The sequence below is a fragment of the Chelativorans composti genome (assembly GCF_039541695.1).
GTDB lineage: Bacteria > Pseudomonadota > Alphaproteobacteria > Rhizobiales > Rhizobiaceae > Chelativorans > Chelativorans composti.
The window spans coordinates 20301-33030 of sequence record NZ_BAABGS010000016.1 but is presented as its reverse complement, the minus strand read 5'-3'; the positions used below and the strand labels follow the sequence as shown (position 1 = coordinate 33030).

At 63.1% G+C, this 12730-nt stretch carries 13 protein-coding genes; 8 read left to right on the top strand and 5 right to left on the bottom strand.

Annotated elements, in window-relative coordinates; genetic code table 11:
* Positions 1 to 216 precede the first annotated feature (216 nt).
* A complete protein-coding gene (locus ABD906_RS04605; protein WP_345098437.1) occupies positions 217 to 1167 on the top strand; it encodes a lysylphosphatidylglycerol synthase transmembrane domain-containing protein in 951 nt (316 codons plus the stop codon).
* A 122-nt stretch (positions 1168 to 1289) separates the two neighbouring features.
* Here ABD906_RS04605 and ABD906_RS04600 read toward each other — a convergent pair whose 3' ends face one another.
* Together ABD906_RS04600 and ABD906_RS04595 are read right to left on the bottom strand one after the other, a co-directional pair.
* Positions 1290 to 1805, bottom strand: a complete 516-nt coding sequence (locus ABD906_RS04600; protein ID WP_165277158.1) for a hypothetical protein — start codon at positions 1803 to 1805, stop codon at positions 1290 to 1292.
* Between the two features lie 241 nt (positions 1806 to 2046).
* Positions 2047 to 2553 (bottom strand): DUF892 family protein, encoded by a 507-nt coding sequence (locus ABD906_RS04595; protein WP_165277159.1) that lies wholly within the window; start codon positions 2551 to 2553, stop codon positions 2047 to 2049.
* A 289-nt stretch (positions 2554 to 2842) separates the two neighbouring features.
* Here ABD906_RS04595 and ABD906_RS04590 point away from each other — a divergent pair, with 289 nt between their 5' ends.
* On the top strand, positions 2843 to 3052 hold the full coding sequence (locus tag ABD906_RS04590; RefSeq protein WP_345098436.1) for a hypothetical protein: 210 nt from the start codon (positions 2843 to 2845) through the stop codon (positions 3050 to 3052).
* A gap of 179 nt (positions 3053 to 3231) precedes the next feature.
* Here the strand turns inward: ABD906_RS04590 and dut are convergent, their stop codons facing one another.
* Positions 3232 to 3714, bottom strand: a complete 483-nt coding sequence (dut, locus tag ABD906_RS04585) for a dUTP diphosphatase (RefSeq protein ID WP_167522924.1) — start codon at positions 3712 to 3714, stop codon at positions 3232 to 3234.
* A gap of 220 nt (positions 3715 to 3934) precedes the next feature.
* On the opposite strand from dut, the gene ABD906_RS04580 reads away from it, so the two are divergent.
* The 4 genes from ABD906_RS04580 to ubiB all read left to right on the top strand — a co-directional run bounded on the left by ABD906_RS04580 (position 3935) and on the right by ubiB (position 8921).
* Complete coding sequence (locus ABD906_RS04580) at positions 3935 to 5524, top strand: peptide chain release factor 3 (protein ID WP_165277362.1); 1590 nt, start codon at positions 3935 to 3937, stop codon at positions 5522 to 5524.
* A 162-nt stretch (positions 5525 to 5686) separates the two neighbouring features.
* Positions 5687 to 6346: a redoxin domain-containing protein gene (locus tag ABD906_RS04575; protein ID WP_165277160.1), complete on the top strand. Its 660-nt coding sequence runs from the start codon at positions 5687 to 5689 to the stop codon at positions 6344 to 6346.
* A 215-nt stretch (positions 6347 to 6561) separates the two neighbouring features.
* A complete protein-coding gene (gene ubiE, locus ABD906_RS04570; RefSeq protein ID WP_345098435.1) occupies positions 6562 to 7338 on the top strand; it encodes a bifunctional demethylmenaquinone methyltransferase/2-methoxy-6-polyprenyl-1,4-benzoquinol methylase UbiE in 777 nt (258 codons plus the stop codon).
* An 8-nt stretch (positions 7339 to 7346) separates the two neighbouring features.
* A complete protein-coding gene (gene ubiB / locus ABD906_RS04565) occupies positions 7347 to 8921 on the top strand; it encodes a 2-polyprenylphenol 6-hydroxylase (protein WP_345098434.1) in 1575 nt (524 codons plus the stop codon).
* A gap of 69 nt (positions 8922 to 8990) precedes the next feature.
* Here ubiB and ABD906_RS04560 read toward each other — a convergent pair whose 3' ends face one another.
* Positions 8991 to 9194 (bottom strand): SlyX family protein, encoded by a 204-nt coding sequence (locus ABD906_RS04560; RefSeq protein WP_345098433.1) that lies wholly within the window; start codon positions 9192 to 9194, stop codon positions 8991 to 8993.
* Positions 9195 to 9458: 264 nt separating this feature from the next.
* On the opposite strand from ABD906_RS04560, the gene ABD906_RS04555 reads away from it, so the two are divergent.
* Both ABD906_RS04555 and ABD906_RS04550 read left to right on the top strand, forming a co-directional pair.
* Positions 9459 to 9956 carry a hypothetical protein gene (locus ABD906_RS04555; RefSeq protein ID WP_345098432.1) on the top strand — a complete coding sequence of 166 codons (498 nt, stop codon included), beginning with the start codon at positions 9459 to 9461 and terminating at the stop codon, positions 9954 to 9956.
* Positions 9957 to 9971: 15 nt separating this feature from the next.
* Positions 9972 to 10439: a YetF domain-containing protein gene (locus tag ABD906_RS04550; protein WP_165277165.1), complete on the top strand. Its 468-nt coding sequence runs from the start codon at positions 9972 to 9974 to the stop codon at positions 10437 to 10439.
* A 65-nt stretch (positions 10440 to 10504) separates the two neighbouring features.
* Here ABD906_RS04550 and ABD906_RS04545 read toward each other — a convergent pair whose 3' ends face one another.
* On the bottom strand, positions 10505 to 12709 hold the full coding sequence (locus ABD906_RS04545; protein WP_345098431.1) for an amylo-alpha-1,6-glucosidase: 2205 nt from the start codon (positions 12707 to 12709) through the stop codon (positions 10505 to 10507).
* Positions 12710 to 12730: the final 21 nt, after the last annotated feature.

Here is a 12730-nt window from a genome sequence, read left to right as displayed (position 1 = left end):
CGGTCAACCGGCCCGATTCAACCGATATAACGATCATTTCCAGGGAGCAGTGACACAGGAGCACAGTGAGAGGAACGAGGCTCAGTGAGCAGAAGGATGGGTAGCCCAGCTGAACGAGGCAGGGGATTTGGTGAGGCGCCGTGATGTCCAAATGCGGGGGCAAGGAAGTGCGAATGACGTTCGCGAAAATGCGGAAGACGGCTTGGAGTTGATGCCGTGCAAGTAAAGAAATACCTATGGCCCACCGTCGGGTTGCTTGCCGTGGCGTTTTCGGCATGGCTCCTCTACCACGAACTGCGCGGACTTTCGCTTGACGAGCTCTGGGACAGCCTGGCGGCCATCCCGCCGTTGCACTGGGTTCTCTGTGTGGTGAGCACCCTGTTCGCCTATGCGGCGCTCGCGGGATACGACCGGCTGGCTCTGAAGCACCTGCGCCGGGACAATATCGGCTGGCTGTACCTGACGATCACTTCGTTCACCACCTATGCCCTGTCCCACAACATCGGTGCCTCGGTCTTTTCCGGCTCCGTGGTCCGCTACCGTGCCTATGCGGCCAAGGGCGTGAGCGCCACCGAGGTCGGCATCCTCGTTGCGTTCTGTTCCTTCACCTTTGCGCTCGGCATCATGATCCTCGGCGGCATCACCTTCCTCTTCGATCCGGACGTGGTGGAGCGTTTCGTGGACATGCTGCCGGTGGGAACCTCGGCGGTGAGCGGCATCCTGCTGCTGCTGGTCGTGGCGCTCTATCTCGGCGGCAGCCTGCTGCGCCTGAAGCCGCTGAAGATCGGCAAGGTTGTCATCGCCTATCCTCGCCCGTCCATTGCCCTTCAACAGATGATCATCGGCCCGATGGAAATCGTTGGCGCGGCAGCCATCATCTACTTTGCGCTGCCGGAAGCCGGAAATCCGGGATTTCTGTCGGTGCTGGGCATTTTCGTCATCTCCTTCTCGCTGGCGCTCTTGTCCCACGCGCCGGGAGGCCTCGGCGTGCTGGAGCTGGCCTTCATCTCCGGCCTCGACGAGATGCCCCAGGCGGATGTGCTCGCCGCGCTGCTGGTTTTCCGCCTGTTTTATCTGATCATCCCGCTGATCTTTGCGATCTTTGTCGTGCTCTTCTTCGAGCGCAGCCAGCTCCACACGTCGAACCACACCACATCCACGTCCTGAGCTCACGGCTCGGGAAGGGTGTCGCCGTTCGCAGACAGCGCGCGCCAATCGCCCATGCTGGCGAATGGCGCCCGTCCATACCACCGTCTCGACAGATATTGAAAACGCGCCGCGCGGCCTTCTCAGTGCGCGGGACTCTTCTTCTCGCCAGACAGCCCCTCGGGCTGGTGGTAGCCCGGTCCGACCGTCAGCGGAGCCTCCGGCAGCACCTCGTCACCGACCTGGCTCACGTAGCTGCGTTCGGTCTGCCATATCAGTGATTGGCCCTGCCGGTCGTAGACCTTGATGGAGACCTTGTACGGCTTGCCTGCTTCGATCCCACGAAGCGGCGGCGTGCGGACCGCATAGCGTCTCGTCATCGTGGTCAACCGTTCCCTGACCACGATCGGCGGCCCGCCAGCCGGATCATCGAACGACGCTTCCAGGATGGCCCCGTTCTCCACCGGCCGGGCCACCTCCGCGGTAAACCCGTAATAGGCCTCGGCGTTGCGATAGTTGAAGATGAACCCGCCGCCGGAAATGTGCAGGTACGGGCTGTCGCTCCTGTCCTCGCGGGTCGCCCAGCCGATGGCGAACAACACGGCAACGGCAGCGATCGCCGCTGCAACGACGCTCTTTTCCGACCACTGCCAGCGCATGCGAGCCTCCTCATTACCCGCCGCAGGCAGCACTCTACATCAATCGAGCCACCGGAAAAAGAACCGCCCCGCGGCAGGGAAGCAGCGGGGCGGCAGACCGGAGATCGAAAGTAATGAACAGTGAAGCAACGTGTCAGGCCCGCATCAGGTTCCCATCAGCCTCGATTCAACAGATTCAACAGTCTGTCATCGCGGATGCCCCTTCCGGGATCAGAGGCGGGCTCAAATCTACCGCCGCAGCTTAATGAACGGCGTCGCTGTTGACGCGGCTTTCGGCCAGCTCTGTGAGCTTCCGGTCCGTGGCCTTCTCGTCGGCCAGGTTGCGTTCCAGAGCCGCAACGCAATCGTTGTAGCCGAGCTCCTGCGCCCAGGTGATCAGCGTGCCGTAGCGGGTGATCTCGTAATGCTCCACCGCCTGAGCCGCAGCAATGAGAGCGGCGTCCAGCACGTTGGCGTCGCCGACTTCGCCGGTGATTTCGTCGCTTTCCTCGATGATCCCGTCGATAGCGGGACAGTTGGCCCCACGCGGCTCCAGACCGAGGAGATGGAACACCTCCTCCAGGTTGCGGATATGGTTCTCGGTTTCCTGCAGATGCGCTTCAAACCCCTGCCTCAACACCGGATTGGTGGCCTGGCTCGCCATCTTGGGCAGTGCCTTGGTGATCTGGTTCTCCGCGTAATAGATGTCCTCGAGCGTGTGGACGAACAGGTCCTCCATTGTCTTTATGTCGCTGGTAAAGAGACCCATGGTTGTTTTCCTTTCAGTTCGGTTCCGGGGATTTCCCGCGGACCTAACCGCCAGAAATGGGTCCTGTTCCAGGTCCGACGATATTCGTGACGGCCATTTCTGTAGCCTTTCGGTCACACACCGCAGGCGCTTGGCGCTTGCCCGGAATCTGCCCGCATCCTGACCTCTTTCAGCCAAGATTTTTCGCCTTTCTTCAAACAGTTAACAGCACATTCATCGTACATTCATTCCTTGCCGGTTAATGTGCGGTCACGAAGCGAAATTCTGAAGTCTGGTGTGTGAGAGTGCCATGTCTCTGGTTCAAGTACTGCGTAGGAGCATCGCAGCCGCCCGTGATATGCTGAACCTGGGGTACCATCCCGAGCGCCACTACATGCGCGGTCCGGGACCGGCCTGCGCGCGCAAGCAGCGGCTCGAGGAACAGGCGCGTGCCAGGGATAACGCCCGCCGTCACGGTCAAGTCTCGGCAAACACGGCGCGAACCGCTCCACAGACCTAGTTCGGGACGGACTGCGTTCTGGTCGCGGTTTGACGCACGCCAGGTTGCGCCTCGGCTTCTTCTGGAAATCTTGGCAGGCAGACTCAGGCGGCACGGGTCTTTCCGCGCCGCCATTTTCCTGTGAGATCGTGGTTCCGTTCAGATCGTGGCCGTCTCGGTGCCGGGACAGCGACCGGTATCTAGCGCGTGCCCGTCGAGCCGAAGCCGCCGGCGCCCCTGCCGGTCTCGCTGGCGGACGCGCGCTCCTCGATCACGGCCTGGATGGCAGGAGCTATGACCATCTGCGCGATGCGCATACCGCGCGTGATTGGGAAGTCTTCCTCGCCCAGATTGATGAGCAGCACCTGCACCTCGCCGCGATAGTCGCTATCGATCGTCCCCGGTGTGTTGAGGCACGTGATGCCATGCTTTAGCGCCAGGCCCGAGCGGGGACGCACCTGCCCCTCGTACCCATGCGGAATCTCGAAGATGAAGCCGGTCGGCACCAGCACGCGCTTTCCGGGCAGCAGGATGATCTGCCGGTCCTCCGGCAGTGCGGCGCGCAGGTCAAAGCCCGCAGCCCCTTCCGTTTCATAGGACGGCAGCGGCAGTCCCTCGCCGTGCGGGAGCCGGACGAGCCCAATCCTTGGAGCGGCGTTCGATGTGCTTGATATGCTAGACATGGCCCCTTTCTGGCCCGCGCGGACCGGGGGGTCAATTCTGCGAGCCATCATTCCAAGGAATTTTTCCGGGAGAGAAAGACCTCCTCTCCTGCCTCCACAAGAAGAAGCCTTCACTACCCGCCCGGCGCAGAACCCGCGTCTCGTGCGGGCTCCGATCCCATTTTCAATCGACACGCGACGCCTTGGCTGGTATGGAGCGCCCCGACAAAAGGATCCATCCATGGCTGAGACTTTATCCGATGCGGTGGCGCGCCGCCGCACCTTTGCGATTATTGCGCACCCGGACGCCGGTAAGACCACGCTGACCGAGAAGCTGCTGCTGTTCGGCGGCGCCATCCAGCTCGCCGGCGAGGTGAAGGCGAAGAAAGACCGCATCCAGACGCGCTCCGACTGGATGAAGATCGAGCGCGAGCGCGGTATTTCGGTCGTGACCTCGGTGATGACCTTCGAGTACGGCGATCACGTCTTCAACCTGCTCGACACCCCGGGCCACGAAGACTTTGCCGACGACACCTACCGCACGCTGACGGCCGTCGACTCGGCGGTGATGGTGCTCGACGCTGCGCGCGGTATCGAGCCGCGAACCCTGAAGCTCTTCGAGGTCTGCCGCCTGCGCGACATTCCGATCATCACCTTCGTCAACAAGCTGGACCGCGAGAGCCGCAATCCGTTCGAGATCCTGGACGAGATCGAGCAGAAGCTGGCGCTCGACACCGCGCCCATCACCTGGCCGATCGGCCTCGGCAAGGACTTCGCCGGTACCTATCACCTGAAGAACAACACCATCCGCCGTTCTGACGCCGACGAAACACCCATCCCCGTCAACGGCCCGGAATCCGACGATGTTGCCGGCCTGCTGCCCGAATACCAGCGCGAGAGCTTCATCGAGGAACTGAACCTGGCGCGTGAAGCCTGCCGGCCCTTCGACCTTCAGTCCTTCCTGGAAGGCCACCTGACGCCCGTCTTCTTCGGTTCGGCGCTTCGCAACTTCGGCGTGCGCGACCTGATTGAGGCGATCGGCGCCTGGGCCCCCGGCCCGCGCGCCCAGGAGGGCGACACCCGCCGCGTCGAGGCGACCGAGGAAAAGCTGACCTCCTTCGTCTTCAAGATCCAGGCCAACATGGACCCGAACCACCGCGACCGCATCGCCTTCGTTCGCGTCTGTTCGGGCCGCCTGCAGCGCGGCATGAAGGCCAAGCTCGTCCGCACCGGAAAGCAAATCAGCCTCACGGCCCCGCAGTTCTTCTTCGCCCGCAACCGCATCACCGCCGACGAGGCCGTGGCGGGCGACGTGGTGGGGATCCCCAACCATGGCACGCTGCGCATCGGCGACACCCTCACCGAGGGCGAAGACATTCTCTTCCGCGGCGTGCCGAACTTCGCGCCTGAAATTCTCCGCCGCGTCCGGCTTTCCGACGCCATGAAGGCCAAGAAGCTGAAGGAAGCCCTGCAGCAGATGGCCGAGGAAGGCGTCGTCCAGCTCTTCAATCCGGAGGACGGTTCTCCCGCCATCGTCGGCGTGGTCGGCGCCCTCCAGCTCGACGTGCTGAAGGAGCGGCTGAAGCTCGAATACTCGCTGCCCGTCGATTTCGAGGTTTCGCGCTTCTCCATCTGCCGCTGGATCGACGCTGACGAGAAGGCGGAGCTCGAGCGTTTCATCACTGCCCACCGCGGCGATATTGCCCGCGACCTGGACGGCGACCCGGTATTCCTCGCCCCGCACGAGTTCGGCCTGAACTACGAGGCCGAACGCTGGAAAGCCGTCCGTTTCTCGGCGGTGAAGGACTACCAGGTGAGGCAGAAAGCCTGACGCAAAGCGTGTCAGCCCGCGGATAGGACTCGTTTTTCGTCTTATCCGCAATGGTTGGGATATTTTTCTAATCGTGAAGCACTGGAAGTTTTTCCAGTGCTCACTTTTTTCTCCCGTTCGCCGTATTTTTAGAAAAAACGCACTCTGGACAGGGAGACTCTCATGGGCCTTCGCATCAACGACACCGCGCCGGACTTCACCGCCGAGACCACCCACGGCACCATCCGGTTCCACGAATGGCTTGGAGACAGCTGGGGTGTGATCTTCAGCCATCCCAAGAACTTCACGCCTGTCTGCACCACCGAGCTGGGCGCCATGGCCGGCATTCAGCACGAGTTTGAGAAGCGCAACGTGAAGATCATCGGCATCTCCGTCGATCCGGTGGAGGATCACGAGCGCTGGAAGGACGACATCCAGAAGGCCACCGGCCATCGCGTCGAGTATCCGCTCATCGGTGACCGCGATCTGACCGTTGCCAAACTCTACGACATGCTGCCTGCCGATGCTGGCGACAGCGCCGCCGGCCGCACGCCAGCGGACAACGCGACCGTCCGCTCGGTCTACGTCATCGGTCCGGACAAGAAGATCAAGCTGATCCTGACCTACCCGATGACCACCGGCCGCAACTTCGCCGAGATCCTGCGCGCGATCGATTCGCTGCAGCTGACGGCAAAGCACCAGGTCGCCACCCCGGCGAACTGGCAGCCCGGCGAGGACGTCATCATCACCGCCGCCGTCTCCAACGAGGAGGCCGTCAAGCGCTTCGGCAGCTTCGAGACGATCCTGCCCTACCTGCGCAAGACCAAGCAGCCCGTCGACTGATCAAAAGGCGCTGACGTCATTCCGGATCGGCCTGGACGTCCCGTCCGGAAAACGCCGCAAACCGGAGTTTCAAAGGGCCCCACGCGGGCCCTTTTTCCGTTGCGGTCGGTCAATGCGGCGAAATTCCATGCCCGCAAAAAGGCTCCGCGGACGTATTGGCAATGGCGCGCGGCGATCGGATCGGCTATGGTCCCGCCGATTTCTGAGAGAGTGCAATGTCGGAACAGCGTACTACTGCCGCCGGAGGCATGGAGACTGCGTTCGGCTTTCGCCAGGTTCGCGAAGGCGAGAAGCAGCACCTTGTCAATGACGTCTTCCACCGCGTAGCGGACCGCTACGACCTGATGAACGACCTGATGTCCGCCGGGCTTCACCGGGCCTGGAAGTCGGCCATGGTGGACTGGCTCTCTCCGCCGAAGCGCCCCGGCTACAAGGCGCTCGACGTGGCCGGCGGCACCGGCGACATCGCCTTCCGCATCGTCGAAGCCTCGAACCGCAACGCCCATGTCACTGTTTTGGACATCAACGGCTCCATGCTGAGCGTGGGCCGCGACCGCGCCGTCAAGCGCGGCATCGACCAGCACCTGACCTTTGTCGAGGCCAATGCCGAGGAACTGCCCTTTCCCGACAATACTTTCGACGCCTACACGATCGCCTTCGGCATCCGCAACGTGCCCCGCATCCAGGTGGCGCTCAACGAGGCCTTCCGCGTGCTGAAGCCAGGCGGCCGCTTCCTCTGCCTGGAGTTCTCCGAGGTGACCGTGCCGATGCTGGACAGGTTCTATGACGCCTGGTCGTTCCATGCGATCCCGCGCATCGGCAAGATGGTGGCCGGCGACGCCGAGTCTTACCAGTATCTCGTGGAATCCATCCGCAAGTTCCCGAACCAGGAGAACTTCGCCGAGATGATCCGCAAGGCCGGCTTCTCGCGCGTCACCTGGCGCGACTACACCGGCGGCATCGCTGCCGCGCATTCCGGCTGGAAGATCTGAACATCCGCATGAGCACCCTCGGCGCATATCTCCGTCTCGTCCGGGCTGGCTGGATCATGCTGCGCGAAGGCGTCATTGCCGCCGCGCCCGGCGACCAGCTCGAGGGAGCCCCTCGCTTTGGCTGGCGCCTGGCCCGCCTCCTGTCGCGTCGCCACTCCGGTGACGTTCCGCGTTCCGAACGCCTTTCCCGCGCGATCGACCGGCTGGGCCCCTCTTACGTGAAGCTGGGCCAGTTTCTCGCCACCCGTCCGGACGTGGTGGGCGCAGCCCTTGCCCGCGACCTGTCCCACTTGCAGGACCGCATGCAGACCTTCCCCACCGGGCAGTCGCGCGCCCTCATCGAGGGCTCGCTCGGCCAGCCGCTGGACGCCCTCTACACGGAATTCGGCGAGCCGATTGGCGCCGCCTCCATCGCCCAGGTTCATCCGGCAAAGATCCTGCGCGATGGCGAGGAAGTGAAGGTCGCCGTCAAGGTCATTCGCCCCGGCGTGCGCCGCCGCTTCAACAACGACCTGGAGAGCTTCTATCTCGCAGCCCGCCTGCAGGAGCGCTTCGTGCCCTCGACCCGCCGCCTTCGGCCGGTCGAAGTCGCCCAGACGCTGGCCCAGACCACCCGCATCGAGATGGACCTGCGCCTCGAGGCCGCGGCCATCAGCGAGATCCACGAAAACACGAAGAACGATCCCGGCTTCCGCGTGCCCTGGGTGGACTGGTCCCGCACCGGCCGCGACGTGCTCACCATCGAGTGGATCGACGGCATCAAGATGTCGGATATCGAGGCGCTGCGCGCCGCCGGCCACAATCTGGAGCAGCTCGCCGTCAACCTGATCCAGTCCTTCCTGCGGCATACGTTGCGCGACGGCTTCTTCCACGCCGACATGCACCCGGGCAACCTGTTCGTGGAACCTGACGGCACCATCGTGGCGGTGGACTTCGGTATCGTCGGCCGTCTGGGCAAGAAGGAGCGACGCTTCCTCGCTGAAATCCTCTACGGATTCATCACGCGCGACTTCCGCCGCGTGGCCGACGTTCACTTCGAGGCGGGCTACGTGCCCGCCTACCACGACCCGGCGGCATTCGCCCAGGCCATCCGTGCCATCGGCGAGCCGATTCACGGCCAGCCGGCCGAAACCATCTCCATGGGCCGCCTGCTCACCCTGCTGTTCGAGGTGACCGAACTCTTCGACATGCAGACCCGCACCGAGCTCCTGATGCTGCAGAAAACCATGGTGGTTGTGGAAGGTGTCGCCCGCCAGCTCGACCCGCATTTCAACATGTGGCGCGCGGCCGAGCCGGTCGTCTCCGACTGGATCCGCACCAACCTCGGCCCGGCAAGTTTCGTGGCCGACGCGCGCGACAGCGTGAAGGCGCTGGTGACACTTGCCCGCGAGACCCCGGAACTGGTGAGCCGCTTCGAGCGCGTCTCGCGCGAGATGGACAGCATGGCCGAGAACGGCCTGCGCTTCGACCGGGAAACGGCGGAGGCCATCGGCAGAGCTGAAGCGCGCCACTCCCGCTCCGGCCGCGTGGCGCTCTGGATCATCGCCCTGTCGATGCTCTGGATCGCCTGGCAGTTGACGTGACGCGACCCCGGACTGCATACGCTCAGCTCGCTCCGGGACCGCTGACGGCTGATTTGTGACGGTGACAGCTCAATAATGCGGCGGTTTGGTCCCCGGAACCTCCGGTGCCACGGCCTCTTCCAGAGTCAGAAACCTCTCGGCCAGCGAATGCAGCATCTTTTCCAGCCGGTCGATTGTCGCCCAATGCTCGGTAAGCTGATTTGAAAGCTCTTCGATCGTCCGCTCGTGCTCGGTCACAAGGATCTCGAGTTTCTGGATACGGTCTTCCTGCATGTCGCGACTCCTTCTGAAACCGTAGCGGTCACTGGTTCTGTGCCTCTCACATAGTGCCATTCCGGCAAAAGTGGAGACTTGTTGCCCCGCTGTAACCGCGACAATGGGATCTGTCTGCGGTGATCCGCAAATGAACAGGCGAAACGCTAACCTTTTCCATTCCGTCCGGCAAATCGCCCGCTCCGCCGACCGCTTCTCTTCCCGCGCGGGGAACCTCCGCCCTCCGAACCGGTTTACAGCCAATTCGGAACACGGGGACATGCCGTGAAACATCCTCCCATCCGCAGCGATGGCTTGCAGCTTGAAGAACCGCGCACGTTTCAGAGATTTTTCTGGCGCCTGGAACGGATCGCGTGGTGTGTCTTCGCCTTCATCGTCCTTCTCGCCCTGCTCGGCCTTACGGGGGCTGGCGGCCCCTTCTCGCGCGCCACGGCGCGGTTCTCCGCCGGATCGCTCGAATATCCGCGCATCGGCCGCTGGCTGACGCCCGATGAACTGCGCATCCACCCGGATGCTTCCGGCGAACCGATCCTGGTCGTGCTCGATTCGGACTTTGTCGAATCCTACGAACTGCAGAGCGCCGTTCCCGGGCCGGCACGGCAATGGCTGCAGCCTGGCGGCGTTGCGATGGAATTCCCTGCAGAGACCGGTGCGCGGACGCCGATCATCCTCGGGATTCGGCCCCGGGCGCCGGGCTTTCCCACCTTCGCGGTCGAGTTGAACGGTGAGCGGATCGGGCTTGCCGCCGCGATCCTTCCCTGAACAGGAGACGCCACAATGGAAACCGTCATCCGCGGTATCGCGGTCTACGTCATTCTCCTGGCCGCCATGCGCCTTTCGGGACGTCGCACCCTCGCCCAGATCACGAGTTTCGACTTCGTCCTGCTTCTCATCATCGCCGAGACGACGCAACAGGCGCTGCTCGGAGACGATTTCTCGATCACCAATGCTGTCGTGCTGATGGTGACCCTCTTCGGCCTCGACATCGCGCTCTCCCACGTCAAGCTGTGGTCTCCCCGGGTGAACCGGCTGCTGGATGGCGCGCCCACTGTCCTGATCAGTCTCGGAAAACTGGATGAGGAAGCCATCCGCCGCTCGCGCGTCGGACTGGACGACATTCTCGAAGCTGCGCGTGCCGAGCACGAAGTCGAAAGGCTGGACCAGATCAAGTTCGCGGTTCTGGAAATCGGTGGGGCAATCAGCATCATACCGAAGGAACCGCCGAAACGGCCGGATGAGGAATGACGGACCATTCGTCGCCCAATGCCGGGCGAGTCATCCCGGCATTGCGAAACCTGACCGGGTGGTGACTAGTACGCCGTCAACACGCGCACGTCGCCCTCGCGGTCAAGCACCTGCACGACCACCTCCTCGCCCACCTTTCGCAGCATCACGTCTACCCTGCCTCCCGGCAGGCGTATCCGCCGCAGGATCAGCATGTCCAGGAACTCCGGCAGGCAAGGTTGGTGGAACGAGACCGAATTGCCCACCGGGTCGAAACTCATGCCCAGACACGACTTCATCAGGAACAGCGGCGCACCCGCCGCCCACGCCTGGGGCGAGCAGGCGACCGGATAGAACGTGGGTCCCCGGTGGCGTTGACGCGGAAAACCGCAAAACAGTTCCGGGAGCCGTCTGAGCTCGATATAGGTCGCGGCGTCGAACAGACCGTCGAAGATCTTCGCGGCCTCGACCCTGTAGCCGTAGCGGGCGAAGCCGGCGGCGATCAGCGCGTTGTCGTGCGGCCAGATCGAGCCGTTATGGTAGCTCATGGGATTGTAGCGCGCCTCGGTTGTCGCCACCGTCCGGATGCCCCAGCCGGAAAAGAAGGTGGGATCCATGAGCGTCCGCACCACGTCATGGGCGCGCTCCGGATAGGCGATACCCGTCAGCAGCGCATGCCCCGCGTTGGACGTCCGCACACGGCAGGGGCGCTTGTCCCCGTCCAGCGCCAGCACATAGGTCCTGAGTTCCTGATCGAAAAAAACCTCGTCGAACCTGGCTCGAAGGTCTTCCGCGCGGGCCTGGTAGACGGGTGCCTCGTCCTGGAAGCCCAGATGTTCGGCGATCAACGCCGCCGCCTTCCAGGCGGCATAGACATAGGCCTGCAGCTCGCACAGGGCGATCGGCCCCCTGGCGAGCTCGCCGTTTGCGTGGAACACGGCATCCCAGCTGTCCTTCCAGCCCTGGTTGGCCAGGCCCGCCGTTGTCCGCCGACCGTATTCCACGAAGCCGTCGCCGTCCCGGTCGCCGTATTTCTGCACCCATTCCAGCGCCGCCTTGATGTTCGGCCACAGCTCGCGGACCGTCTCGATATCGTTCGTCCGCTCGAAATAGGCGCCGGCGAGCATGATGAACAGCGGCGTGGAATCGACGCTGCCGTAATAGCGCCGGAACGGAACTTCCTTGAGTTCGGCCATTTCGCCGTAGCGCACCTCGTGCAGGATCTTGCCGGGTTCCGCATCGGCTTCCGGATCCTCCTCGGTGGCCTGGTTGGCCGCCAGGTGCCTGAGCACGCCTTTGGCAATTGACGGATCCATCCAAAGCACTTCAGCCGCGGTGATCAGGGCATCGCGGCCGAACACGGTGCTGAACCACGGAATGCCGGCATAGGGATAGGGCCCGTGCTCGGTCCTGGTGACCAGCATGTAGAGGTCTGCCATCGACCGGCGTATGGCCTCGTTGAAGATGTCGTTGCTGGAAATGACCGCGGCTGCCCTCCGCAGAGAGGATTGTGCCTCCCGCCGGGCCTCCCGCAGGCCGGAGAAATACTGCCGGCGGGGAGACATTTCCGCGGGGGCCCTCTGGCAGGCAATCTCGATGAAATACTGCTTCGTCTGTCCCGGCTCGAGTTCGACGTTGTAGACTGCCCTGTCCTCCGTCAGCTCGTCCGGCTGTTCGTCGAAGCGCAGGATCGTTTGCCGCCGCACGCCATCGAGCCCCGTGTAGGAAAGCACAACCTTCCTGTCCTCAACGACGGGAGGATTGTATGTGCCCCGCCGCTTCCGGTCGGTACCGCGCACCTCGAACAGGTCCGCGAAATCCGCCGCGAACGTCATCTCGACGGGCACCTGATGGGTATGTTCGTCGAAATTGTGCAGGCTCAGGCGCTCGAAACACGTATCCCGCCATATGAACCGCGTGCGCCGTATGTGGATGCGGTCGTGTTGCAGGAAGATGTTGCCCTCGCTGTCTTCCAGGTCCGGATTTGCGAGGTCGAAGATGAGCAGTGCGTTGTCGTCCCTGAGGGCCGAACTCAGGAGGAGCGGTCGCTCCCCCCGAACGGTCAGCATGAAATGGGACAGATACCGGGTGTCCCGATGGAACATCCCATCGAGACTGCCCGGACCAGAAAGAACGTCGCCATTGTGGTCGAATATGGCGAACGTGTCGCCGTGCTTGAGCGTCCGAGGACGACGCTCCTGCAAGGGAGCGTTTCCCGCAATGAAGAACTGCGGCGTCCTCGTGGTGGCGATTTCGTCCGGTTTCGGTGTTAAGGGATCTTCAAAACCCATAACGCCTTCTCCTCCGGCTGT

Excerpts from the sequence above, each read along its gene's own strand:
- ABD906_RS04545 (WP_345098431.1), bottom strand. The coding sequence starts at position 12,709 with ATGGGTTTTGAAGATCCCTTAACACCGAAACCGGACGAAATCGCCACC.
- ABD906_RS04590 (WP_345098436.1), top strand. The coding sequence starts at position 2,843 with ATGTCTCTGGTTCAAGTACTGCGTAGGAGCATCGCAGCCGCCCGTGAT.
- ABD906_RS04550 (WP_165277165.1), top strand. The coding sequence starts at position 9,972 with ATGGAAACCGTCATCCGCGGTATCGCGGTCTACGTCATTCTCCTGGCC.
- dut (WP_167522924.1), bottom strand. The coding sequence starts at position 3,714 with ATGTCTAGCATATCAAGCACATCGAACGCCGCTCCAAGGATTGGGCTC.
- ABD906_RS04580 (WP_165277362.1), top strand. The coding sequence starts at position 3,935 with ATGGCTGAGACTTTATCCGATGCGGTGGCGCGCCGCCGCACCTTTGCG.
- ubiE (WP_345098435.1), top strand. The coding sequence starts at position 6,562 with ATGTCGGAACAGCGTACTACTGCCGCCGGAGGCATGGAGACTGCGTTC.
- ABD906_RS04560 (WP_345098433.1), bottom strand. The coding sequence starts at position 9,194 with ATGCAGGAAGACCGTATCCAGAAACTCGAGATCCTTGTGACCGAGCAC.
- ubiB (WP_345098434.1), top strand. The coding sequence starts at position 7,347 with ATGAGCACCCTCGGCGCATATCTCCGTCTCGTCCGGGCTGGCTGGATC.
- ABD906_RS04575 (WP_165277160.1), top strand. The coding sequence starts at position 5,687 with ATGGGCCTTCGCATCAACGACACCGCGCCGGACTTCACCGCCGAGACC.
- ABD906_RS04595 (WP_165277159.1), bottom strand. The coding sequence starts at position 2,553 with ATGGGTCTCTTTACCAGCGACATAAAGACAATGGAGGACCTGTTCGTC.
- ABD906_RS04600 (WP_165277158.1), bottom strand. The coding sequence starts at position 1,805 with ATGCGCTGGCAGTGGTCGGAAAAGAGCGTCGTTGCAGCGGCGATCGCT.